Source organism: Superficieibacter electus, from assembly GCF_002915575.1.
GTDB lineage: Bacteria > Pseudomonadota > Gammaproteobacteria > Enterobacterales > Enterobacteriaceae > Superficieibacter > Superficieibacter electus.
Map to the genome: position 1 here is coordinate 163,588 of NZ_PQGD01000013.1, position 22,486 is coordinate 186,073.

Annotated in this window: 22 protein-coding genes; 14 read left to right on the forward strand and 8 right to left on the reverse strand. The window is 53.4% G+C overall.

Features of this window, described 5'->3' with window-relative positions; genetic code table 11:
* Nucleotides 1–15 precede the first annotated feature (15 nt).
* From fabZ to tilS, 10 genes are all read left to right on the forward strand, one after another.
* Nucleotides 16–471, forward strand: a complete 456-nt coding sequence (gene fabZ / locus CHU32_RS17115) for a 3-hydroxyacyl-ACP dehydratase FabZ (RefSeq protein ID WP_049842007.1) — start codon at nucleotides 16–18, stop codon at nucleotides 469–471.
* Between the two features lie 3 nt (nucleotides 472–474).
* On the forward strand, nucleotides 475–1,263 hold the full coding sequence (gene lpxA, locus CHU32_RS17120; RefSeq protein ID WP_103750895.1) for an acyl-ACP--UDP-N-acetylglucosamine O-acyltransferase: 789 nt from the start codon (nucleotides 475–477) through the stop codon (nucleotides 1,261–1,263).
* Nucleotides 1,263–2,411: a lipid-A-disaccharide synthase gene (gene lpxB / locus CHU32_RS17125; RefSeq protein WP_103678258.1), complete on the forward strand. Its 1,149-nt coding sequence runs from the start codon at nucleotides 1,263–1,265 to the stop codon at nucleotides 2,409–2,411. Before lpxA ends, lpxB begins: the two co-directional genes overlap by 1 nt.
* On the forward strand, nucleotides 2,408–3,004 hold the full coding sequence (gene rnhB, locus CHU32_RS17130; protein ID WP_103678259.1) for a ribonuclease HII: 597 nt from the start codon (nucleotides 2,408–2,410) through the stop codon (nucleotides 3,002–3,004). The genes lpxB and rnhB overlap by 4 nt, the downstream gene beginning before the upstream one ends.
* A gap of 38 nt (nucleotides 3,005–3,042) precedes the next feature.
* A complete protein-coding gene (dnaE, locus tag CHU32_RS17135; RefSeq protein ID WP_103678260.1) occupies nucleotides 3,043–6,525 on the forward strand; it encodes a DNA polymerase III subunit alpha in 3,483 nt (1,160 codons plus the stop codon).
* A gap of 12 nt (nucleotides 6,526–6,537) precedes the next feature.
* A complete protein-coding gene (accA, locus tag CHU32_RS17140; protein WP_103678261.1) occupies nucleotides 6,538–7,497 on the forward strand; it encodes an acetyl-CoA carboxylase carboxyl transferase subunit alpha in 960 nt (319 codons plus the stop codon).
* Between the two features lie 177 nt (nucleotides 7,498–7,674).
* A complete protein-coding gene (locus CHU32_RS17145) occupies nucleotides 7,675–9,432 on the forward strand; it encodes a chitinase (protein WP_103678262.1) in 1,758 nt (585 codons plus the stop codon).
* Between the two features lie 74 nt (nucleotides 9,433–9,506).
* Nucleotides 9,507–11,645 carry a lysine decarboxylase LdcC gene (ldcC, locus tag CHU32_RS17150; protein WP_103678275.1) on the forward strand — a complete coding sequence of 713 codons (2,139 nt, stop codon included), beginning with the start codon at nucleotides 9,507–9,509 and terminating at the stop codon, nucleotides 11,643–11,645.
* Between the two features lie 58 nt (nucleotides 11,646–11,703).
* Nucleotides 11,704–12,093, forward strand: a complete 390-nt coding sequence (locus CHU32_RS17155) for a VOC family protein (RefSeq protein ID WP_103678263.1) — start codon at nucleotides 11,704–11,706, stop codon at nucleotides 12,091–12,093.
* A 63-nt stretch (nucleotides 12,094–12,156) separates the two neighbouring features.
* Complete coding sequence (gene tilS, locus CHU32_RS17160) at nucleotides 12,157–13,455, forward strand: tRNA lysidine(34) synthetase TilS (protein WP_103678276.1); 1,299 nt, start codon at nucleotides 12,157–12,159, stop codon at nucleotides 13,453–13,455.
* A gap of 27 nt (nucleotides 13,456–13,482) precedes the next feature.
* On the opposite strand, the gene rof is transcribed toward tilS, so the two are convergent.
* Together rof and CHU32_RS17170 are read right to left on the reverse strand one after the other, a co-directional pair.
* A complete protein-coding gene (gene rof, locus CHU32_RS17165) occupies nucleotides 13,483–13,743 on the reverse strand; it encodes a Rho-binding antiterminator (RefSeq protein ID WP_133159286.1) in 261 nt (86 codons plus the stop codon).
* A complete protein-coding gene (locus CHU32_RS17170) occupies nucleotides 13,730–13,930 on the reverse strand; it encodes a YaeP family protein (protein WP_103678264.1) in 201 nt (66 codons plus the stop codon). The genes rof and CHU32_RS17170 overlap by 14 nt, the downstream gene beginning before the upstream one ends.
* 196 nt (nucleotides 13,931–14,126) lie before the next feature.
* Here CHU32_RS17170 and CHU32_RS17175 point away from each other — a divergent pair, with 196 nt between their 5' ends.
* The 3 genes from CHU32_RS17175 to nlpE are packed head-to-tail and all read left to right on the forward strand — an operon-like array spanning nucleotide 14,127 to nucleotide 15,804.
* A complete protein-coding gene (locus tag CHU32_RS17175; protein ID WP_103678265.1) occupies nucleotides 14,127–14,672 on the forward strand; it encodes a YaeQ family protein in 546 nt (181 codons plus the stop codon).
* The gene (gene arfB / locus CHU32_RS17180) at nucleotides 14,669–15,091 is read left to right on the forward strand and encodes an alternative ribosome rescue aminoacyl-tRNA hydrolase ArfB (protein ID WP_103678266.1); all 423 of its coding nucleotides are present in this window, start codon (nucleotides 14,669–14,671) and stop codon (nucleotides 15,089–15,091) included. The genes CHU32_RS17175 and arfB overlap by 4 nt, the downstream gene beginning before the upstream one ends.
* A gap of 32 nt (nucleotides 15,092–15,123) precedes the next feature.
* Complete coding sequence (nlpE, locus tag CHU32_RS17185; RefSeq protein WP_103678267.1) at nucleotides 15,124–15,804, forward strand: envelope stress response activation lipoprotein NlpE; 681 nt, start codon at nucleotides 15,124–15,126, stop codon at nucleotides 15,802–15,804.
* 50 nt (nucleotides 15,805–15,854) lie between these two features.
* On the opposite strand, the gene proS is transcribed toward nlpE, so the two are convergent.
* The 6 genes from proS to metN all read right to left on the reverse strand — a co-directional run bounded on the left by proS (nucleotide 15,855) and on the right by metN (nucleotide 21,430).
* Entirely contained in the window at nucleotides 15,855–17,573 is a 1,719-nt protein-coding gene (gene proS / locus CHU32_RS17190) for a proline--tRNA ligase (RefSeq protein WP_103678268.1), read from the reverse strand.
* Nucleotides 17,574–17,684: 111 nt separating this feature from the next.
* Complete coding sequence (gene tsaA / locus CHU32_RS17195) at nucleotides 17,685–18,392, reverse strand: tRNA (N6-threonylcarbamoyladenosine(37)-N6)-methyltransferase TrmO (RefSeq protein WP_103678269.1); 708 nt, start codon at nucleotides 18,390–18,392, stop codon at nucleotides 17,685–17,687.
* Nucleotides 18,389–18,793: an Rcs stress response system protein RcsF gene (gene rcsF, locus CHU32_RS17200; RefSeq protein ID WP_103678270.1), complete on the reverse strand. Its 405-nt coding sequence runs from the start codon at nucleotides 18,791–18,793 to the stop codon at nucleotides 18,389–18,391. Before rcsF ends, tsaA begins: the two co-directional genes overlap by 4 nt.
* A 107-nt stretch (nucleotides 18,794–18,900) precedes the next feature.
* Entirely contained in the window at nucleotides 18,901–19,716 is an 816-nt protein-coding gene (locus CHU32_RS17205; RefSeq protein WP_103678271.1) for a MetQ/NlpA family lipoprotein, read from the reverse strand.
* A gap of 36 nt (nucleotides 19,717–19,752) precedes the next feature.
* Nucleotides 19,753–20,406: a methionine ABC transporter permease MetI gene (locus CHU32_RS17210; protein WP_103678272.1), complete on the reverse strand. Its 654-nt coding sequence runs from the start codon at nucleotides 20,404–20,406 to the stop codon at nucleotides 19,753–19,755.
* The gene (gene metN / locus CHU32_RS17215) at nucleotides 20,399–21,430 is read right to left on the reverse strand and encodes a methionine ABC transporter ATP-binding protein MetN (protein ID WP_103678273.1); all 1,032 of its coding nucleotides are present in this window, start codon (nucleotides 21,428–21,430) and stop codon (nucleotides 20,399–20,401) included. The genes CHU32_RS17210 and metN overlap by 8 nt, the downstream gene beginning before the upstream one ends.
* 189 nt (nucleotides 21,431–21,619) lie before the next feature.
* On the opposite strand from metN, the gene gmhB reads away from it, so the two are divergent.
* Entirely contained in the window at nucleotides 21,620–22,180 is a 561-nt protein-coding gene (gmhB, locus tag CHU32_RS17220) for a D-glycero-beta-D-manno-heptose 1,7-bisphosphate 7-phosphatase (protein ID WP_103678274.1), read from the forward strand.
* Nucleotides 22,181–22,486 lie beyond the last annotated feature (306 nt).

Genomic DNA, 22,486 nt, shown 5'->3' on the forward strand with positions numbered 1-22,486 from the left:
GACAGGAAGAGTATTTTGACTACTGACACTCATACTCTGCATATTGAAGAGATTCTTGAGCTTCTGCCGCACCGTTTTCCATTTTTGCTGGTTGACCGGGTGCTGGATTTTGAAGAAGGTCGTTTTCTGCGCGCGGTGAAAAATGTCTCCGTTAACGAGCCGTTCTTTCAGGGCCATTTTCCCGGCAAGCCGATTTTACCCGGCGTGCTGATTCTGGAAGCCATGGCTCAGGCAACTGGTATTCTGGCGTTTAAAAGCGTTGGTAAACTGGAGCCAGGCGAGCTGTACTATTTCGCCGGTATTGACGAAGCGCGCTTTAAGCGCCCGGTGGTGCCTGGCGATCAAATGATCATGGAAGTCACTTTCGAGAAAACCCGCCGTGGCCTGACCCGCTTTAAAGGCGTGGCGCTGGTCGACGGTAAAGTTGTTTGTGAAGCTACGATGATGTGTGCGCGTAGCCGGGAGGCCTGATACGTGATTGATAATACCGCCTTTGTTCATCCGACCGCCATTGTGGAAGAGGGTGCCGTCATCGGTGCCAACGCTCATATTGGCCCGTTTTGTATTGTGGGACCCAACGTCGAAATCGGCGAGGGTACCGTACTGAAATCCCATGTTGTTGTGAATGGTCACACTAAAATTGGCCGCGACAACGAGATTTATCAGTTCGCTTCTATCGGCGAGGTTAACCAGGATCTGAAGTATGCTGGCGAACCAACCCAGGTAGAAATTGGCGATCGCAACCGCATCCGCGAAAGCGTCACCATTCATCGTGGCACAGTACAGGGCGGTGGAGTGACGAAGGTGGGCAGCGACAACCTGCTGATGATCAACGCGCACGTGGCGCATGATTGTACCGTCGGAAATCGCTGTATCCTCGCCAACAACGCGACGCTGGCGGGACACGTATCGCTGGATGACTTCGTCATTATCGGTGGCATGACCGCCGTCCATCAGTTCTGCATTATTGGGGAACACGTGATGGTCGGTGGCTGCTCTGGTGTGGCGCAGGACGTTCCTCCGTTTGTCATTGCTCAGGGCAACCACGCTACGCCGTTCGGTGTTAATATCGAAGGGCTGAAGCGTCGTGGGTTTAGCCGGGAAGCGATTACCGCTATCCGTAATGCCTACAAACTGCTTTACCGCAGCGGAAAAACGCTGGAAGAAGCAAAACCAGAAATCGCGGAGCTGGCCGGGCAATATCCGGAAGTGAAAGCCTTTACTGACTTCTTTGCCCGTTCAACGCGCGGTCTGATTCGTTAATGGCAGAGCAACGCCCGTTAACCATTGCCCTGGTCGCCGGAGAAACCTCCGGCGATATTCTTGGTGCCGGTCTTATCCGTGCGCTCAAAGCCCGCGTTCCCGACGCGCGTTTTGTTGGCGTGGCTGGCCCCCGGATGCAGGCGGAAGGCTGTGAAGCCTGGTACGAAATGGAAGAGCTGGCGGTCATGGGCATTGTCGAAGTGCTTGGGCGACTGCGCCGCTTACTGCACATCCGTGCGGATTTAACCCGTCGCTTTACCGACCTCAAACCGGATGTGTTTGTTGGCATTGACGCCCCTGATTTTAATATTACTCTCGAAGGTAATCTTAAAAAGCAGGATATTAAAACCATCCATTACGTCAGTCCGTCCGTCTGGGCGTGGCGACAGAAACGTGTTTTCAAAATAGGCAGATCCACTAATATGGTGCTGGCTTTTCTGCCTTTCGAAAAAGCGTTTTATGACCGATTCAACGTACCGTGCCGCTTTATCGGGCATACCATGGCGGATGCCATGCCGCTGGACCCGAACAAAAATGCGGCGCGTGATGCACTGGGCATCCCGCATGACGCGCATTGCCTGGCATTATTGCCCGGCAGTCGCGGCGCAGAAGTGGAAATGCTCAGCGCCGATTTCCTGAAAACAGCGCAGCTATTGCGCCAGACATATCCTGACCTTGAAGTAGTGGTACCGCTGGTGAATGCCAGACGTCGTGAGCAGTTTGAACGTATTAAAGCAGACGTCGCGCCAGAACTTTCCGTGCATCTGCTGGATGGTATGGCACGAGAAGCGATGGTCGCCAGCGATGCTGCACTACTTGCATCGGGTACTGCGGCCCTGGAATGTATGCTGGCAAAATGCCCGATGGTAGTGGGATACCGTATGAAACCCTTCACCTTCTGGCTGGCGAAACGGTTAGTCAAAACCGATTACGTGTCGTTGCCGAATTTGCTGGCGGGCCGCGAGCTGGTGAAAGAGTTGCTACAGGAAGAGTGTGAACCGCAAAAACTGGCCGACGCGCTGTTACCGCTGCTGGCGAACGGCAAAACCAGCCATGCAATGCATGACACTTTCCGCGAACTGCATCAGCAAATCCGCTGTAATGCCGATGAGCAGGCAGCGGACGCGGTACTGGAGTTAGTCCCATGACAGAATTTGTTTACCCGCATACGCACCTGGTGGCCGGTGTGGATGAGGTCGGCCGCGGTCCCCTGGTGGGTGCCGTGGTCACTGCCGCCGTGATCCTCGATCCTGCGCGCCCGATTGTCGGTCTTAACGACTCCAAAAAATTATCGGAAAAACGTCGGCTGGCGCTGTTTGATGAGATCACCGAAAACGCATTATGCTGGAGTCTGGGTCGCGCTGAGCCGCATGAAATTGACGAGCTGAATATTTTACACGCCACAATGCTGGCGATGCAGCGTGCTGTTGCCGGGCTAAGCATTGTGCCGGAATATGTGCTGATTGACGGAAATCGCTGCCCGGCGCTGGCAATGCCCTCCATGGCGGTAGTAAAAGGCGACAGCCGCGTGGCGGAGATCAGCGCGGCGTCCATCATTGCGAAAGTGACGCGTGATGCAGAAATGGCGGCGCTGGATCTGACGTTCCCTCAATATGGCTTTGCGCAGCATAAAGGCTACCCGACGGCTTTTCATCTTGAAAGACTGGCGGAGCACGGCGCGACAGAGCATCATCGGCGCAGTTTTGCGCCGGTTAAACGCGCACTGGGCCTGGTGTCCTGATTCTTGTGACGTGAAGTAATAAACCGGAATCTCTAAAGATGGCTGAACCACGTTTCGTCCACCTGCGGGTGCATAGCGACTATTCCATGATTGATGGGCTGGCAAAAACCGGGCCGCTGGTAAAAACGGCGGCCTCGTTGGGCATGCCTGCGCTGGCGATCACCGATTTTATGAACCTGTGCGGTCTGGTGAAGTTCTATGGAACGGCGCATGGTGCGGGGATCAAACCCATTGTTGGTGCGGACTTCCACGTACAAAACGACCTGCTGGCGGATGAAATGACGCAGCTGACGGTGCTGGCGATGAATAACGTCGGCTATCAGAATCTGACGCTATTAATCTCCCGTGCTTACCAGCGTGGCTATGGCGCACTCGGCCCCTGGATTGATCGCGACTGGCTGGCCGAGCTGGGCGAAGGGCTGATCCTGCTCTCAGGCGGGCGGTTGGGCGATGTGGGCCGCAGCGTAATGCGCGGTAATAACACATTGGTCGATCAGTGCCTCTCCTTTTACGAAACACATTTCCCGGATCGTTTCTATCTCGAACTGATCCGTACCGGCAGACAGGACGAAGAAAGCTACCTTCACGCGGCGATTAAGCTGGCTGAAGAGCGTGGCCTGCCGGTCGTCGCGACCAACGATGTGCGTTTTATCAGTGCGGATGATTTTGATGCCCATGAAATTCGTGTCGCGATCCACGACGGTTTTACCCTTGACGATCCAAAACGTCCGCGCAATTACTCCACGCAGCAATATATGCGCAGCGAAGAGGAGATGTGCGAGCTGTTCGCCGACATCCCGGAAGCGCTGGAAAACAGCGTGGAAATTGCCAAACGCTGTAACGTTACCGTGCGCCTCGGCGAATACTTCCTGCCGCAATTTCCGACCGGAGATATGACGACCGAAGATTTCCTGGTCGTTAAGTCAAAAGAAGGGCTGGAAGAACGGCTGGAATTTCTCTTCCCCGACCCGGAAGAGAGGCTAAAACGGCGGCCGGAATATGACCAGCGTCTGGATGTCGAGCTTCAGGTTATTAACCAGATGGGCTTCCCTGGCTACTTTTTGATCGTCATGGAGTTCATCCAGTGGTCGAAAGATAACGGCGTGCCGGTAGGCCCAGGACGTGGTTCTGGCGCGGGATCGCTAGTGGCCTATGCGTTGAAAATCACCGATCTCGATCCGCTGGCATTAGATCTGCTGTTCGAACGTTTCCTCAACCCGGAACGTGTTTCGATGCCTGACTTCGACGTTGACTTCTGCATGGAAAAACGCGACCAGGTGATTGAGCACGTCGCCGATATGTACGGCCGCGATGCCGTGTCGCAGATCATTACCTTCGGTACGATGGCGGCGAAAGCAGTTATTCGTGACGTAGGCCGCGTACTGGGGCATCCGTACGGTTTTGTCGATCGCATCTCCAAACTGGTACCGCCCGACCCGGGAATGACGCTGGCAAAAGCGTTTGAAGCCGAGCCGCAACTGCCGGAAATCTACGAGGCTGACGAAGAAGTTAAAGCGCTGATCGACATGGCGCGTAAACTTGAAGGCGTGACACGTAACGCCGGTAAACACGCGGGTGGCGTGGTGATCGCGCCGACGAAAATTACCGATTTTGCGCCGTTGTATTGTGATGAAGAAGGGTTACATCCGGTCACCCAGTTTGATAAGAACGACGTAGAGTACGCCGGTCTGGTGAAGTTTGACTTCCTTGGCCTGCGCACGCTCACCATTATCAACTGGGCGCTGGAGATGATTAACAAGCGTCGTGAGAAGCAGGGCGAGCCGCCGCTGGATATTGCCGCTATCCCGCTGGACGACAAAAAAAGCTTCGATATGCTGCAGCGCTCGGAAACCACGGCGGTTTTCCAGCTTGAATCGCGCGGCATGAAGGATTTGATTAAGCGTCTCCAGCCCGACTGCTTCGAAGATATGATAGCCCTGGTGGCCTTGTTCCGTCCCGGTCCATTACAATCGGGGATGGTAGATAACTTTATCGACCGTAAACACGGGCGCGAGGAAATTTCTTATCCTGACGTGCAGTGGCAGCACGAAAGCCTGAAGCCGGTACTGGAGCCGACTTACGGCATCATTCTGTATCAGGAACAGGTGATGCAGATTGCCCAGGTTCTTTCTGGTTATACGCTCGGCGGTGCAGATATGCTGCGCCGTGCGATGGGTAAGAAAAAACCGGAAGAGATGGCCAAACAGCGCGGTGCCTTTGAAGAAGGGGCAAAAAAGAACGGCGTTGACGGCGAACTGGCAATGAAAATCTTCGACCTGGTGGAAAAGTTCGCGGGTTACGGATTTAACAAATCACACTCTGCTGCCTATGCGCTGGTGTCGTATCAGACGTTATGGCTGAAAGCCCACTATCCGGCTGAGTTTATGGCGGCGGTAATGACCGCTGATATGGACAACACCGAGAAGGTGGTGGGGCTGGTGGACGAATGCTGGCGGATGGGGCTGAAAATCCTGCCGCCTGACATTAACTCCGGTTTATATCATTTCCACGTTAATGATGACGGGGAAATCGTGTATGGTATCGGCGCGATCAAAGGTGTTGGCGAAGGTCCGATTGAAGCTATCATCGACGCGCGTAACAACGGTGGCTATTTCCGTGAGCTGTTCGATCTGTGTGCGCGTGCCGATACCAAAAAACTGAATCGCCGGGTGCTGGAAAAACTGATCATGTCCGGTGCGTTCGACCGGCTTGGTCCGCATCGCGCCGCGCTGATGAACTCGCTCGGCGATGCGCTGAAAGCTGCCGATCAGCATGCCAAAGCGGAAGCGATTGGGCAGGCGGATATGTTCGGCGTGCTGGCTGAAGAGCCGGAGCAGATTGAGCAATCCTACGCCAACTGTCAGCCCTGGCCGGAACATACGGTACTGGAAGGCGAGCGTGAAACGTTAGGGTTATACCTGACGGGCCACCCGATTAATCAGTATCTGAAAGAAATTGAGCGTTATGTCGGCGGCCTGAGGCTAAAAGACATGCATCCAACCGAACGTGGTAAAATGACCACGGCGGCGGGGCTCGTCATTGCTTCGCGGGTTATGGTCACCAAGCGCGGCAATCGCATCGGCATCTGTACGCTGGATGACCGCTCCGGGCGGCTGGAGGTGATGTTATTCACCGAGGCGCTGGAAAAATACCAGCATTTGCTGGAAAACGACCGCATACTTATCGTCAGCGGACAGGTCAGCTTTGATGACTTCAGCGGTGGGCTTAAAATGATGGCCCGTGAAGTCATGGACATTGACGAAGCTCGCGAAAAATATGCTCGCGGGCTTGCTATCTCGCTGACGGACAGGCAAATTGATGACCAGCTTTTAAACCGACTCCGTCAGTCTCTGGAACCCCATCGCTCGGGGACCATTCCAGTACATCTCTACTATCAGAGGACGGATGCGCGTGCGCGGCTGCGCTTTGGCGCAACGTGGCGCGTCTCTCCGAGCGATCGTTTACTTAACGATCTCCGTGGCCTCATTGGTTCGGAGCAGGTGGAACTGGAGTTTGACTAATACAGGAATACTATGAGTCTGAATTTCCTAGATTTTGAACAGCCGATTGCAGAGCTGGAAGCGAAAATCGATTCTCTGACTGCGGTGAGCCGTCAGGATGAGAAACTGGATATTAATATCGACGAAGAAGTGCATCGTCTGCGCGAAAAAAGCGTAGAGCTGACGCGCAAAATCTTTGCCGATCTCGGCGCATGGCAGGTAGCCCAACTGGCGCGTCATCCGCTGCGCCCCTACACCCTGGATTATGTCCGCCTGGCATTTGATGAATTCGATGAGCTGGCAGGGGATCGTGCGTACGCTGATGATAAAGCTATCGTGGGTGGCATTGCGCGTCTCGACGGACGTCCGGTGATGATCATTGGTCATCAAAAAGGGCGTGAGACTAAAGAAAAGATCCGCCGTAACTTTGGTATGCCTGCGCCGGAAGGTTATCGCAAAGCGCTGCGTCTGATGGAGATGGCGGAGCGTTTTAATATGCCCATCATCACCTTTATTGATACTCCCGGCGCGTATCCGGGCGTGGGCGCGGAAGAGCGTGGTCAGTCAGAAGCCATCGCCCGCAACCTGCGTGAGATGTCCGGCCTGCGAGTGCCTGTGATTTGTACTGTCATCGGTGAAGGCGGCTCCGGTGGCGCGCTGGCCATTGGCGTGGGCGATAAAGTGAATATGCTCCAGTACAGCACCTATTCCGTTATCTCTCCGGAAGGCTGTGCGTCTATTCTGTGGAAAAGCGCCGATAAAGCGCCGTTGGCCGCTGACGCCATGGGCATCATCGCGCCGCGTCTGAAAGAGCTGAAACTCATTGATTCCATCATTCCGGAACCACTGGGCGGTGCGCATCGTAACCCGGAAGCCATTGCCGCTTCCCTGAAGGCGCAGCTCCTGGAAGATCTGGCTGACCTGGATGTGCTGAGTAAAGATGATTTGCTCAACCGCCGCTACCATCGCCTGATGAGCTACGATTATGCCTGATGAGCTATCTCATCTTTTCTCTAAAAAGCCGGAATTTTTCCGGCTTTTTTTATTGATGAAAAAAGTGATTTCGCGTTGAGACAATGTGATTAGCCTCTGACGCGGCTTCTCCCTGAAACTGTTTGCACTGCCAGGCATACGGCTACGGCAGGCTGTAAACATATCAAGGAGAAGAATATGGCATTGCGAAAATCTATGGCGCTCAGCGCCGTAGCGGCAGGAATTCTGCTGGGTTTATCAACCGCTCACGCGGCTTCACTATTGAGTGACAGTACGCCAATGACAATCAAAGCCAGCGATCTGGCGGCGAAAGAAAAAGCATTAACCGACTTCCCGCTAATGTCAGCGGTAAAATCGTCAATAGCGACGCTGGACAACGCAGAAGTTGAAAAAATCGCGCCAGGTCGTGCGGCAAACCCGGAAAACGTCAAGCGCGTTGAAAGCATTCTGACCGAAAAAGACTGGGATTTTCTGTTCCCCATGCGCGCCCCGGAGTATACCTACCAGAACTTCCTGAAGGCGATTGGTAAATTCCCCGCAGTCTGCGGCACCTATACCGATGGCCGCGATAGCGACGCTATCTGCCGTAAAACGCTGGCAACCATGTTTGCCCATTTTGCTCAGGAAACCGGCGGGCATGAAAACTGGCGTGACATTCCCGAATGGCGTCAGGCGCTGGTTTACCTGCGTGAAGTCGGCTGGGTTGAAGGTCAGAAAAATGGCTATAACGGTGAATGTAATCCGGATGTCTGGCAGGGACAAACCTGGCCGTGCGGTAAAGATAAGGACGGTGATTTCGTCAGCTACTTTGGCCGTGGCGCAAAACAGCTTTCCTATAACTATAACTACGGTCCATTCTCTGACGCTATGTACGGCGACGTTCGCCCGCTGCTGGACAAACCGGAAATCGTTGCTGATACCTGGATGAACCTGGCGAGTGCGGTGTTCTTCTTTGTCTACCCGCAGCCGCCGAAACCGTCGATGCTGCACGTAATTGACGGTACCTGGCAGCCGAACGACCACGATAAAGCCAACGGTCTGGTTACCGGCTTTGGCGTGACCATCCAGATCATCAACGGCGGCGTTGAGTGCGGCGGCGCGGACGAAAACGCGCAGTCTCTGAACCGTATCGCCTACTACAAAGAATTTGCTAACTACCTGAAAGTGCCGGTACCTGCTGATGAAGTGCTGGGCTGTAAGAACATGAAGCAGTTCGACGAGTATGGCGCGGGCGCGCTGCCGATTTACTGGGAGCAGGACTGGGGATGGAGCGCGGATAACGCTGACGGCAAGACCTACGCCTGTCAACTGGTGGGTTATCAGACGCCGTATACCGCCTTCAAAGACGGCGACTACAGCAAATGCGTCCAGCACTATTTCAACGTTAACATCGTTGATGACAGTGGCGGTGCGACACCTGAACCGACACCAGCACCCGCGCCGACACCAGCCCCTGCCCAAAACGTTGCGCCGGTCGCGCGCATTGCCGGTCCGGTTGGCGCAGTAGACGCGGGAAGCCAGGTTTCACTGAGTGCAGAAGGATCAACGGACGCAAACGGTGACAAGCTGACGTATACCTGGATGTCGCAGGATGGCAAAACCCTGAGCGGTACGGATAAAGCCGTTATCACCTTCAATGCGCCAGCTTCCGATAAACAAGCGCAGTATGTCGTGAATCTGAAAGTGAGCGACGGCTCGCTTAGCAGCACCGCGACCTACACGCTGAACGTGAAAGCCAAAGCGTCCCAGGACGACACCACGGTTTATCCGGCGTGGAGTGCCAGCAAGCAGTGGAAAGCTGACGATATCGTAAATAACCACGGTGTGTTGTATCAGTGCAAACCATTGCCGGCGGGAGCCTGGTGTAGTGTGGCACCGGCCTACTATGAGCCTGGCGCAGGTATTGCCTGGCAGGATGCGTGGAAGGCGCTGTAATGAAATAAATCACGCCAGTGCAACGCGCTGGCGTGATTGTTACTATGCTTAGCTATGATTTTCAGGAGGAACGCGTGAATATCATAGCTATCATGGGGCCGCATGGGGTCTACTACAAAGACGAGCCGATCAAAGAGCTTGAGAATGCGCTTCTGGCGCAGGGCTTTAAAATCATCTGGCCGCAAAACAGTTCCGATCTGTTGAAGTTTATCGAGCATAACCCGCGTATCAGCGGCGTTATTTTTGACTGGGATGAATACTCCGTTGAGCTATGCAGCGACATCAATCAGCTTAACGAATACCTTCCGCTTTATGCGTTTATCAATACGCACTCCACGATGGACGTCAGCGTACATGATATGCGTATGGCGCTGTGGTTTTTTGAGTATTCACTGGGCGTAGCTGACGATATTGCAGGGCGTATTCGTCAGTATACCGCTGAATATCTCGACAACATTACCCCGCCGTTCACCCGGGCGCTGTTTAACTACGTTAAAGAAGGAAAATACACCTTCTGCACACCCGGTCATATGGCGGGAACGGCGTACCAGAAAAGCCCGGTAGGCTGCCTGTTTTACGATTTTTTCGGTGGCAATACGTTGAAAGCGGATGTGTCGATCTCAGTGACAGAGCTGGGATCGCTGCTCGATCATACCGGGCCGCATCTGGAGGCCGAAGAGTATATTGCCCGCACCTTTGGCGCGGAGCAGAGCTATATGGTCACCAATGGTACGTCAACCTCGAATAAAATCGTCGGCATGTACGCTGCGCCGACGGGAAGCACACTGTTGATTGACCGTAATTGCCATAAATCGCTGGCGCATCTGTTAATGATGAGCGACGTGGTGCCGCTGTGGCTGAAACCCACCCGCAACGCACTGGGGATACTTGGAGGGATTCCAAAGCGCGAATTTTCCCGGGAGAGCCTGAGCCAAAAAGTCGCCGCGACACCACAGGCACAGTGGCCGGTGCATGCGGTGATCACCAACTCTACCTACGATGGCTTGCTGTATAACACTAACTGGATCAAACAGACGCTGGATGTGCCGTCGATTCACTTTGATTCAGCCTGGGTGCCGTATACGCACTTCCACCCTATTTATCAGGGGAAGAGTGGAATGAGTGGCGAACGGGTGCCGGGAAAGGTTATTTTCGAAACCCAGTCGACGCACAAAATGCTGGCCGCGCTCTCACAGGCTTCGCTTATCCACATTAAAGGCGATTATGATGAGGACACCTTCAACGAAGCCTTTATGATGCATACCTCAACCTCGCCAAGCTATCCGATTGTCGCGTCTATTGAAACGGCGGCAGCGATGCTGCGCGGCAATCCGGGTAAGCGGCTCATCAACCGCTCCGTCGAGCGGGCGCTGCATTTTCGTAAAGAGGTGCAGCGTTTAAGAGAGGAGTCAGAAGGCTGGTTCTTTGATATCTGGCAGCCGGAAGAGGTGGATGAAGCGGAATGCTGGCCGGTAGCTCCCGGTGAAAACTGGCATGGATTCAATGATGCTGATGCCGATCATATGTTTCTTGATCCGGTGAAAGTCACCATTTTAACGCCGGGCATGGACGAGCAGGGGCAGATGAGCGAGGAAGGTATTCCTGCTGCGCTGGTGGCCAAATTCCTTGACGAACGCGGCGTGGTGGTCGAGAAAACCGGGCCGTACAATCTGCTATTTCTTTTCAGCATTGGCATTGATAAAACCCGGGCGATGGGGTTACTACGCGGACTGACCGAATTCAAGCGCGCCTACGATCTGAATCTGCGGGTGAAAAATATGCTGCCGGACCTCTATGCCGAAGATCCGGACTTTTACCGCAATATGCGTATTCAGGATCTGGCTCAGGGCATTCATCGGTTGATCCGCCAGCACGATCTCTCGCGTCTGATGCTGCGTGCATTTGACGTTCTACCTGAAATGAAAATGACGCCGCACCAGGCGTGGCAGCGGCAGATAAAAGGTGAAGTTGAAACTATTGAACTGGAAAAGCTGATCGGGCGCATTTCAGCCAATATGATCCTGCCATACCCGCCGGGGGTACCGTTGCTGATGCCGGGTGAAATGATCACTGAAGAAAGCCGCGCAGTGCTCGATTTCCTGCTGATGCTGTGCTCGATTGGCCGCCATTACCCTGGCTTTGAAACCGACATCCACGGCGCGAAGCGTGATGAAGAGGGCGTATATCGGGTGAGAGTCCTAAAAAACGTATGAGGGCTTGCAGCGCCATGAGCGGGGCAGTAACGTGCTGGCATACGTTAAGGAGAAGATTATGCTGGGTTTAAAACAGGTTCATCATATCGCGATCATCGCCACGGACTATGCAAGAAGTAAGGCATTTTACTGCGACATCCTGGGCTTCACACTACAGAGTGAGTTTTATCGTGCGGAGCGTGATTCGTGGAAAGGCGATCTGGCGCTCAATGGTCAGTATGTTATTGAGCTATTTTCATTTCCTTTTCCGCCCTCGCGCCCCAGCCGACCGGAAGCATGTGGTCTGCGCCATCTGGCGTTTAGCGTGGACAATATTGACCAGGCCATTGCGCATCTGCAAGCCCACGGCGTAACGTGTGAGCCAGTTCGCATCGATCCTTACACGGATAAACGCTTCACCTTTTTTAACGATCCTGACGGTTTACCGCTGGAGCTTTACCAGCAGTAAGGCTTGCCAATCAGGCTATTGCCCGGTAACGTTCCGGGCAATGTTCCTTTAGCCAGTCCGATCATGACACCACCAGCTATTGCTCATTCGCTTCGCCCTCACCGCCAGTTTCTGATTGCCTTCAGCGGCGGGCTTGATTCCACGGTTCTGCTGCATCAGCTGGTATGCTGGCGCACGCAATCGCCAGAGATCACCCTGCGCGCAATCCATATCCATCATGGTCTTAGCCCGTTTGCCGACGACTGGGTGGCGCACTGCGAGCAGATTTGCCGCCAGTGGCAGGTGCCGCTACGCGTACAGCGAGTGACCTTAAGCAATGAAGGGCTGGGAACCGAGGCGCATGCGCGACAGGCGCGCTATCAGGCTTTTCGCGAGGCGCTATTGCCGGGTGAAGTGCTGGTTACCGCGCAACATCTTGACGACCAGTGTGAAACCTTTTTACTGGCGCTCAAGCGCGGTAGCGGCCCGGCGGGGCTGTCTGCCATGGCGCGGGTGTCGCCCTTCGCGCAGACACTGCTGATCCGTCCTTTACTGGGTGAAAGCCGCGGGGCGTTAAGCCAGTGGGCAGAACAACACCAGTTGCGCTGGATAGAAGATGAGAGTAATCAGGATGATGCCTATGACCGCAATTTTCTGCGCTTACGGGTTCTGCCGCAACTCACTGCCCGCTGGCCGCATTTTGCCAAGGCGACCGCCCGCAGTGCCGAACTGTGCGCCGAACAGGAGCACCTGCTGGACGAGCTGTTAAGCGATAAGCTACGCATAATGGTGGATGAACAGGGGACGCTGGATCTGCGGGCCTTGCAGGACAATGGCCCGGCGTTTCGCGCGGCCGTGCTGCGTCGCTGGCTGGCGGGATGCGGTGCGCCGATGCCATCGCGTGAAATGTTGGGACGTATCTGGCAGGAAATAGCGCAGGCGCGTGAAGATGCCTCTCCCAGCCTGCGGATAGGACAGTTTGAACTTCGCCGTTATCAGGGCAGACTCTGGTGGACCAAACCGCTTCCCGGGCAGGCAGGTAAGATTTTCCCGTGGCAGGATATCCATCAGCCGTTATCGCTTCCTGATGGTCTGGGACGGTTATCGATAGTGGCGGGGGGACGTTTACGTCTGCCCCGGCCTGATGAGGCGGTTTCGGTGCGTTTTAACGCGCCCGGAATACTACATATCGTCGGGCGCAACGGTGGGCGCAGGCTCAAAAAAATCTGGCAAGAGATGGGTGTTGCGCCCTGGCATCGCGATACCACGCCGTTACTGTTTTATGGTGAAACGCTGGTAGCGGCGGCGGGTTATTTTATCACCACAGAAGGACTGGCTGAGGACGGTACAGGCGTAACGCTGGAGCGGGGGGATGTCGGGTAACGCTGTGTTTACCCGACACTGGAAGGATCAGGATTCGCTTACCACGACGGTACCGATATCCGGATGGCTGAAGCTGGTAATTTTATCAAGACGCAGCTCACGGCTGGTGCCAGACGCCTCCACAACCAAATACTCTACGTTTTTGCGTGAGACCAGATCAGCGGCTTTCGCCTTCAGCACTTCACCATCTTTCAGTTCCAGCGTCAGTAAAAGATGATGCTGGCAGGCGAGCTCGAGATTGTCATAGTCATCACAATTGATGGGTTGATACGTTTCATTCATTGACATAATCGCTCACCAGTAAGTTCGCGGCAGCATACGCCGCCTTTTCTCTGACCGACTCTGAAAGGGCATCATCCGCAGCCATTTCATTGAGCACTTTTAGCACGCAACCCAGCGCATCCGGAACATAGCCCAAATCTCCGCTGGCGATTTCCGCATACCGCTTGCGTATTAACTCACAATATTGTTCCACATTCCCTCCTGTCAATGCTCTGACTTCACCGTGGATGCAAGTTTAAGCCTACGAAGATAACCCCTGTTTAGCAAGGCAACTATATCATAATCAACGAGGCAATATCAGCGGGATGAAAATGCGCGCGGACAACAGAGCACAACCTTTTGGCTCCATTTTCGCTACAATAGGGGCCACTTTTTGAAGGAGCAGTTTCATGGCGCTAAAAGCGACAATTTATAAAGCGGTAATTAACGTGGCCGATATGGATCGTCATCAATACCTTGATGCGACACTTACCCTGGCGCGCCATCCCTCTGAGACGCAGGAACGCATGATGCTGCGCTTGCTGGCGTGGATTAAATACGCCAGCGAGCGTCTACAGTTTACGCGTGGACTGAGCGCTGAAGAGGAGCCGGAAGCCTGGTTGCGTAACGATCATCTGGGCATTGATTTGTGGATTGAGCTGGGCCTGCCGGATGAACGCCGGGTGAAAAAAGCCTGCACTCAGTCTGCCGAGGTTGCGCTGTTTACCTATAACAGCCGCGCAGCCGATATCTGGTGGCAGCAGAACCAAAGTAGACTGTCGCAGTTCAAAAATCTGAGTATCTGGTATCTGGACGACGCTCAGCTGGCGCAATTAAGCGCGTTTGCCGCCCGCACCATGACGTTGCAGGCGACGATTCAGGAAGGCACAATCTGGCTATCGGATAACGACAATAATCTGGAAATCCAGCTAACAGCCTGGCAGCAGCCCGCATGATCGCCATATCCGGCAGCGTAGCGATTAGTGAAGATGAGTTTACGATAACCGCCATTCGTGCGCAGGGAGCGGGCGGGCAAAATGTGAATAAAACCTCAACCGCTATCCATTTACGCTTTGACATCCGGGCATCATCGCTGCCAGATTACTATAAAGAACGTCTTCTTGCCGCCAGCCACCATTTGATTACGGATGACGGGACTATCGTTATCAAATCACAGGAGCACCGAACCCAGGAGATGAACCGGGAAGCGGCCATTGCCCGTCTAGTGTCGGTGATTAAGGAGCTGACGGTAGTGCAGAAAAGCCGTCGTGCAACGCGTCCGACGCGCGCTTCAAAAGAGCGGCGGCTGGCGTCAAAAGCACAAAAATCCTCGGTAAAAGCGCTGCGTGGGAAAGTGAAACGCTCCCCCGAATAGTCCGGAAAGAGAATGCACATAAGGAACCTGACGTGAAAAAAGTCATATTATCCGCTGTTGCGGTCTGGGCACTTGTTGCACTCATCGGCTGTAACCACCGTACAGAGGTTGAGACTGTGCAGCCTGATCTTGCGGAACTGAAGCCTATGCAGCAAAGCTGGCGCGGTGTGTTGCCCTGTGCCGATTGCGAAGGCATAGAAACTTCCCTCTTTCTGGAGAAAGACGGAAGTTGGGTGATGAACTCACATTATCTTGGTGCAGCAGAGAGAAATTCGGTGTTTGCCACTTACGGTACGTGGGCAAGAACGGCGGATAAGCTGGTTCTGACTGATACCCAGGGTGAGAAATATTATTATCATGCGAAGGGCGAGGCGCTGGAAATGCTCGATCGTGACGGTAATCCTATTACATCACAGTTTAACTATACGCTTGAGCCGGTGACTGCCAGTCTGCCTGCCACGCCAATGGCGATGCGCGGTATGTATCAGGTGGTGGCAGGTCATGCAACTTTTACCGATTGCGCAACAGAGAAAACGGTCAGAATGCGTAGTGTTGTGCCGGAGACGGGAAACCGTGGTGAAGATAAACCTGTATTGTTGCTGATGGACGGACATTTTTCGCTTAAAACCGATCCAGAGACACGCGAGCCGGTAAAAGTGCTAACGCCGGACAGCAAGACGACGTTTGTGCCAGGAAAAGGATGTAAGGAATAAAAAAGCCCCGCGCTGTCTGGCGCGGGGCTTTTTCATCTATATGTCAGGCGTTAGCCTTTAATCTGTTTTACCAGATAGTTAACGATGTCGCCGGTCTTAATCAGCTGCTTCTCACCGTTACGACGATATTTGTATTCGATATCGTCGTTATCAAGGTTGCGGTCGCCCAGTACAATGGTGTGTGGGATGCCAATCAGCTCCATATCGGCAAACATCACGCCCGGACGCTCTTTACGATCGTCCATCAGTACTTCGATGCCCTGCGCGCGCAGTTCCGCATACAGCTTCTCGGCCAGCTCCTGCACGCGGAACGACTTATGCATATTCATCGGCAGAATCGCCACCTGGAAAGGTGCGATAGCGTCAGGCCAGACAATGCCGCGCTCGTCGTTATTTTGCTCAATGGCGGCAGCTACCACGCGCGTCACGCCGATGCCATAGCAGCCCATGGTAAGCGTCTGGTTACGGCCATCCTCACCCTGGACAGAGGCCTTAAGCGCTTCAGAGTATTTGGTGCCAAGCTGGAAAATGTGACCGACTTCAATACCGCGTTTGATAAGCAGCGTACCCTGACCATCCGGGCTGGCGTCGCCTGCCACAACATTACGGATGTCAGCCACTTCCGGCGTTGCCACGTCACGATCCCAGTTAATGCCGAAATAGTGTTTGCCGTCGATGTTCGCGCCGGCCGCAAAGTCGCTCATAGCGGCAACGGTGCGGTCAATCACTACCGGAATCGGCATGTTTACCGGGCCAAGAGAGCCAGGACCGGCGTTCACCAGTGCGCGGATCTCTTCTTCGGTCGCGAAGGTCAGCGGACTGGCCACCTGCGGCAATTTCTCCGCTTTTACTTCATTCAGTTCATGATCGCCGCGAACCAGCAGGGCGATTAACGGCGACTGGCTGCCTTCAACGGTTTTCACCAGCAGAGTTTTAACCGTTTTTTCGATCGGCAGATTGAACTGATCAACCAGTTCAGCAATGGTTTTGGCATTCGGCGTATCGACCACCGTCATTTCCTGCGTCGCGGCGGCACGCGGGGTTTTCGGCGCGACGGCTTCAGCAAATTCAATGTTGGCGGCATAGTCAGAGGTATCGGAGAAGATCACATCGTCTTCGCCGCTCTGCGCCAGCACCTGGAATTCGTGAGAAGCGCTGCCGCCGATAGAACCGGTGTCAGCCTGTACGGCACGGAAATCCAGCCCCATGCGGCTGAAGATTTTGCTGTACGCGGCGTACATCGCGTCGTAGGTTTCCTGCAGCGATTCCTGAGAGGTATGGAAAGAGTAGGCGTCTTTCATCAGGAATTCGCGCGAACGCATGACGCCGAAGCGTGGACGTACTTCGTCACGGAATTTGGTCTGGATCTGATAGAAGTTCAGCGGCAGCTGTTTGTAAGAGCTCAGCTCATTACGGATCAGGTCGGTGATCACTTCTTCATGCGTTGGGCCGAGAACGAACGAACGATCGCCACGGTCAGCAATACGCAGCAGTTCCGGGCCGTATTGTTCCCAACGGCCGCTCTCTTCCCACAGTTCAGAAGGCTGAACGACCGGCATCAACACCTCGATCGCACCGGCGTTGTTCATCTCTTCACGCACGATGTTTTCGACTTTTTTCAGGACGCGCACGCCGGTCGGCAGCCAGGTATATAACCCGGAGGCCAGCTTGCGGATCATCCCGGCGCGCAGCATCAGCTGGTGGCTAATCACCTCGGCGTCGGCAGGCGTCTCCTTAAGAGTGGAGAGCAGATATTGGCTAGTACGCATGTTGTAACGGTTCCATTTGAACGATCGGAACAGGCTCAGTGTGAGCCTGATACAAAAAAAGTGGTTTAGTTTACCAGTGTGTTGGAGATGCCAAAAGAGAGCGTGATAAAATTAGCGCGCTTCCAGCGCAAAGACTTCAAATCCTGAGGCGTTTACGCGCCAGCGCACGTTAACATCTTCAAGCCAGACGGCGTAGGTTTTACCCGCCTCTTCATTTTTACGATAAGCCGGGCGCGGGTCCTGCGCCAGCACTTCAGAAATAAACGTTCTGAAATGTGGAGAATGCTTTTGCAGCGTGGCGAGCTGTTGCTCAGCTTCAGGCGTAAAGGTGACGGTCATATTTGCCAGCGGCGGTTGCTGTGCATAACCCGCACGGGCATCAGGCAGGGATTCGGCGAAGGGCAGGTAAGGTTTGATATCAATTACTGGCGTGCCATCTACCAGATCCAGACCGCCAAGGCGCAGAATTACCTGCTCTTTTTGACAGTGTATCTCCTTGAGCTCGACCAGCGACATACCCACAGGGTTTGGACGAAAAGTGGAACGGGTAGCGAAAACGCCCATTCGGGCATTTCCGCCAAGGCGGGGAGGACGCACTGTCGGGTGCCAGCCACCTTCCATCGTCTGGTGAAAAACGAAAATTATCCATAAATGGCTGAAGGCTTCAAGACCACGCACTGCCTCAGCCTGATTATAAGGCGCAAGCAGATGGAGTTCGCCGCCTGCGCTTTTTACCAGTCCTGGCTGACGCGGTACGGCAAACTTCTCTTTATACGGTGAGCGAATAACACCTATTTGCTCAAACGTAAAGGCACTCATTTTGCCGAGACATTAAGCGCAGATCCGACGCAAACCGCCTGACGATAGCAGCCAGGGGTACCGCTGGTGACTTCACAGCTGTGCAGCAGAACGGCGTTAGCGCGCATTTTTGAGGCGTTAATCTGCATACGCTTACGGGCGGTTGGGATGTTCGGCGGTGAATCCTGATTCGAGGCCTGACAAGAATCGCCGGAAACCTCACCCAGATCGCGGAAAGGCTTCCCGACTAACGCTTCCGCATCCGTGTAAATTTTTACCGGCGCGGTGTAGGTCGTTTTTGGTTTTGCGGGTTCCGCTTTTGGCGGGACTGCGGTGCTTTTGACGGGTTCGACGGGAGATCTGCTTAACATGGAGCAGCCGCTGAGCATCAGTGCGACTAAACAGATCGGTAAAGCACGCATAATATTTCCTCAATGAATAACTGGGTGGTGAACTATTGAATCAGGTGCCTGCATAAATGACAAGACGGGCATGCGCCCGTCCTGAATGATATTACAGTGAAAAAAGATTACCAGCCTTTAACCGCGCCGCCGTTAAACACTTTATTCGCTTCCTGGTAAACTTCATCCGACTGATAAGCCTGAACAAACTTTTTCACGTTTTCCGCATCTTTATTATCTTCACGGGCCACGATCAGGTTCACATACGGGGAATCGTTGTCTTCAACGAAGATACCATCTTTTGATGGAGTCAGGCCGATCTGGCTGGCGTAGGTGGTATTGATAACCGCCAGCGCAATTTGTGCGTCATCCAGCGAGCGCGGTAACTGAGGCGCTTCCAGTTCAACCAGCTTCAGGTTTTTCGGATTTTCCGTAACGTCGAGCACCGTTGGCAGCAAGCCTACGTCGTCTTTCAGTTTAATCAGTCCTACCTTTTGCAACAGCAACAGGGAGCGACCGAGGTTTGTGGGATCGTTCGGGACCGCAACCTGAGAACCATTTTGTAATTCATCAATTGATTTGATTTTCTTAGAGTAGCCTGCGATCGGATAAACAAAAGTATTACCTGCTACCGCCAGTTTATAGCCGCGATCTTTGATTTGCTGATCAAGATAGGGTTTGTGCTGGAAGGCGTTAGCGTCAATATCACCTTTGCTTAATGCTTCGTTCGGCAGAACATAGTCATTGAATGTCACCAGTTCGACATCCAGACCATATTTCTCTTTTGCCACTTTTTGCGCGACTTCCGCCACCTGCTGTTCCGCGCCGACAATCACGCCAACTTTAATGTGATTCGGGTCTTTTTCATCCTGGCCGCAACCCACCAGTGCCAGAGAACCAATTAACGCTCCGACTGCTGCAAAGGTTTTAAATTTGAACGTCATACCGTTTCCTTAACGTAGTATTAGTGTTGTGTGATGCTATTTGTGAGTAACAGCCCGGACGATGCGATCGCCTGAGAACTGAATTAAATAAACCAGAACGACGAGCAATACCAGCACCGTATTCATTACCGTTGCGTTATACCCGATGTAACCATACTGATAGCCAATCTGCCCTAAACCACCTGCGCCAACAGCGCCGCCCATTGCCGAGTAGCCCACCAGGGTGATCAGCGTAATCGTTGCAGCATTCACCAGACCCGGCAGTGCTTCCGGCAGAAGCACCTTACGTACGATCTGCATTGGCGTCGCGCCCATCGCGCGGGAGGCTTCAATCAACCCGCCTGGAATTTCCAGTAGCGCATTCTCAACCATTCGCGCGATAAACGGTGCGGCACCGACGGTGAGGGGAACAATGGCCGCCTGCAAACCGATAGACGTGCCGACAATAACGCGGGTAAATGGAATCATCCATACCAGTAAGATAATGAATGGGATGGAGCGAAAAATATTGACCAGCGCTGACAGGATTCGATAAAGCTTTGCATTCTCTATAATTTGCCCGGGGCGGGTGACGTATAACAGAACGCCCACCGGCAGTCCGATGACAAAGCCAAAAAAGCCAGAAACGAACGTCATGGCCAGTGTTTCCCAGACGCCGCGCAATAACAACCACATCATTGGTTCAGACATAACCCAGTACCTCTACTTTAACGTGGTGTTCCTGCAGCCAGGCGATGGCGGCTTGCGTATCGTGTTGTGTTCCATGCATCTCGGTCAGCATGATGCCGAACTTCACGCCGCCGGCATAATCCATCTGCGCGCTAATAATGTTGTTATTCACATTGAAACGACGGGCCGTTTCAGAGAGCAATGGGGCATCAACTGACTGGCCGGTAAATTCCATGCGTAGCATTGGTACACTGTCTGCGGTGGATTCTGTTTTCAGGCGTACCAGATAATCCTCCGGAATATCCAGATGCAGCGTGGATTGAATAAATTGCTGCGCCAGGGGCGTTTTGGGGTGAGAGAATACTTCGCTCACCTTATCCTGCTCAATAAGCTCACCGTTACTGATGACGGCTACACAATCGCAAATACGTTTCACCACGTCCATTTCATGGGTAATCAGCAGAATGGTCAACCCCAGGCGGCGATTAATATCTTTTAATAACTCCAGAATAGAGCGCGTGGTCGCCGGGTCCAGCGCGCTGGTGGCTTCATCGCACAGTAGCACTTTTGGATTGCTGGCAAGCGCTCGAGCGATCGCTACACGCTGTTTCTGCCCGCCGGAAAGATTGGCCGGATAACTGTCATGCTTGTCACTTAAACCAACCAGATCAAGTAACTCTTTTACACGACGGTTAATTTCATCAGGCGGTGCGATATCAAGTTCAAGCGGCAGCGCAACATTGCCAAAAACGGTACGCGAAGACAGTAAATTGAAATGCTGGAAAATCATGCCTATCTGACGGCGTGCTTTTGTCAGGGCGGCGGCAGAAAGTGTAGTCAGTTCCTGACCGTCAACCTGCACGCTTCCCTGCGTCGGACGCTCAAGCAGGTTGACGCAGCGGATAAGCGTACTTTTACCCGCGCCGGATGCGCCAATGACGCCGTAAATTTGCCCGGCAGGGACATGCAGGCTGACATTATTTAATGCCTGAATGGTGCGGTTTCCCTGCTGGAAAACTTTGGTAATATTTGAAAGTTTAATCATTAGAGTATTTGTTATCGCTCTGCGGTTAGCCGTGGCATTTTCTTCTGCCATAGACGGGGAGTGGCCGTCGATTTGATGGATGTTAAGGCATCCAGACGGCTAAATCAATCTGGCTTTATGCTTTCAGCGCTTTAATGGCCGCTGAAACATGCGATACTACAGCCACAGGTATTTTTCAGGAGCAATGCGGTGGCAAAATTAGTACCAGCAATTTTTCTCGATCGTGACGGTACGCTTAACGTCGATCACGGTTATGTACATGAGATTGACGAGTTTGAATTTATAGATGGCGTCATCGATGCCATGCGTGAATTAAAAGAGATGGGCTATGCGCTGGTACTGGTGACCAATCAGTCGGGCATCGCGCGCGGTAAGTTTACTGAAGAGCAGTTTGAAACGTTGACAGAGTGGATGGACTGGTCGCTGGCAGATCGTGGTGTCGATTTAGACGGCATCTATTATTGTCCTCATCATCCGCAAGGTAGCGTCGAAGAATTTCGTCAGACCTGCGATTGCCGCAAACCTCATCCAGGCATGCTGCTTTCTGCACGCGACTATTTGCACATCGATATGGCGGCTTCTTATATGGTGGGCGATAAAGTAGAAGACATGCAGGCCGCCACGGCGGCGGACGTTGGGACTAAAGTGCTGGTGCGGACCGGTAAACCTGTAACAGAAGAGGCAGAGAAAGCCGCCGACTGGGTAATTAATAGCCTTGCTGACCTGCCATCTGCTATTAAAAAGCGCTAAATTCAGGCGTTATGCTCAAAAGGTGAGCGGTTGAAATAAAATTGCATTTTTCCCCTTGTCATTCGGCGCAAGCTCCCTATAATGCGCCTCCATCGACACGGCGGATGTGAATCACTTCACACAAACAGCCGGTTGGTTGAAGAGAAAAAATCCTGAAAATCAGGGTTGACTCTGAAAGAGGAAAGCGTAATATACGCCACCTCGCGACAGAGCGCTGAAGCGCGTCGCAACTGCTCTTTAACAATTTATCAGACAATCTGTGTGGGCACTCAAAGTGACATGGATTCTTAAATGTCTTCGGACAAA

Coding starts and splice junctions, on each gene's coding strand:
- lpxB (WP_103678258.1), top strand. CDS start 1,263: ATGGCAGAGCAACGCCCGTTAACCATTGCCCTGGTCGCCGGAGAAACC.
- rnhB (WP_103678259.1), top strand. CDS start 2,408: ATGACAGAATTTGTTTACCCGCATACGCACCTGGTGGCCGGTGTGGAT.
- tilS (WP_103678276.1), top strand. CDS start 12,157: ATGACACCACCAGCTATTGCTCATTCGCTTCGCCCTCACCGCCAGTTT.
- CHU32_RS17175 (WP_103678265.1), top strand. CDS start 14,127: ATGGCGCTAAAAGCGACAATTTATAAAGCGGTAATTAACGTGGCCGAT.
- rcsF (WP_103678270.1), bottom strand. CDS start 18,793: ATGCGTGCTTTACCGATCTGTTTAGTCGCACTGATGCTCAGCGGCTGC.
- accA (WP_103678261.1), top strand. CDS start 6,538: ATGAGTCTGAATTTCCTAGATTTTGAACAGCCGATTGCAGAGCTGGAA.
- arfB (WP_103678266.1), top strand. CDS start 14,669: ATGATCGCCATATCCGGCAGCGTAGCGATTAGTGAAGATGAGTTTACG.
- rof (WP_133159286.1), bottom strand. CDS start 13,743: ATGTCAATGAATGAAACGTATCAACCCATCAATTGTGATGACTATGAC.
- CHU32_RS17155 (WP_103678263.1), top strand. CDS start 11,704: ATGCTGGGTTTAAAACAGGTTCATCATATCGCGATCATCGCCACGGAC.
- CHU32_RS17145 (WP_103678262.1), top strand. CDS start 7,675: ATGGCATTGCGAAAATCTATGGCGCTCAGCGCCGTAGCGGCAGGAATT.
- CHU32_RS17210 (WP_103678272.1), bottom strand. CDS start 20,406: ATGTCTGAACCAATGATGTGGTTGTTATTGCGCGGCGTCTGGGAAACA.
- proS (WP_103678268.1), bottom strand. CDS start 17,573: ATGCGTACTAGCCAATATCTGCTCTCCACTCTTAAGGAGACGCCTGCC.
- CHU32_RS17205 (WP_103678271.1), bottom strand. CDS start 19,716: ATGACGTTCAAATTTAAAACCTTTGCAGCAGTCGGAGCGTTAATTGGT.
- metN (WP_103678273.1), bottom strand. CDS start 21,430: ATGATTAAACTTTCAAATATTACCAAAGTTTTCCAGCAGGGAAACCGC.
- dnaE (WP_103678260.1), top strand. CDS start 3,043: ATGGCTGAACCACGTTTCGTCCACCTGCGGGTGCATAGCGACTATTCC.
- tsaA (WP_103678269.1), bottom strand. CDS start 18,392: ATGAGTGCCTTTACGTTTGAGCAAATAGGTGTTATTCGCTCACCGTAT.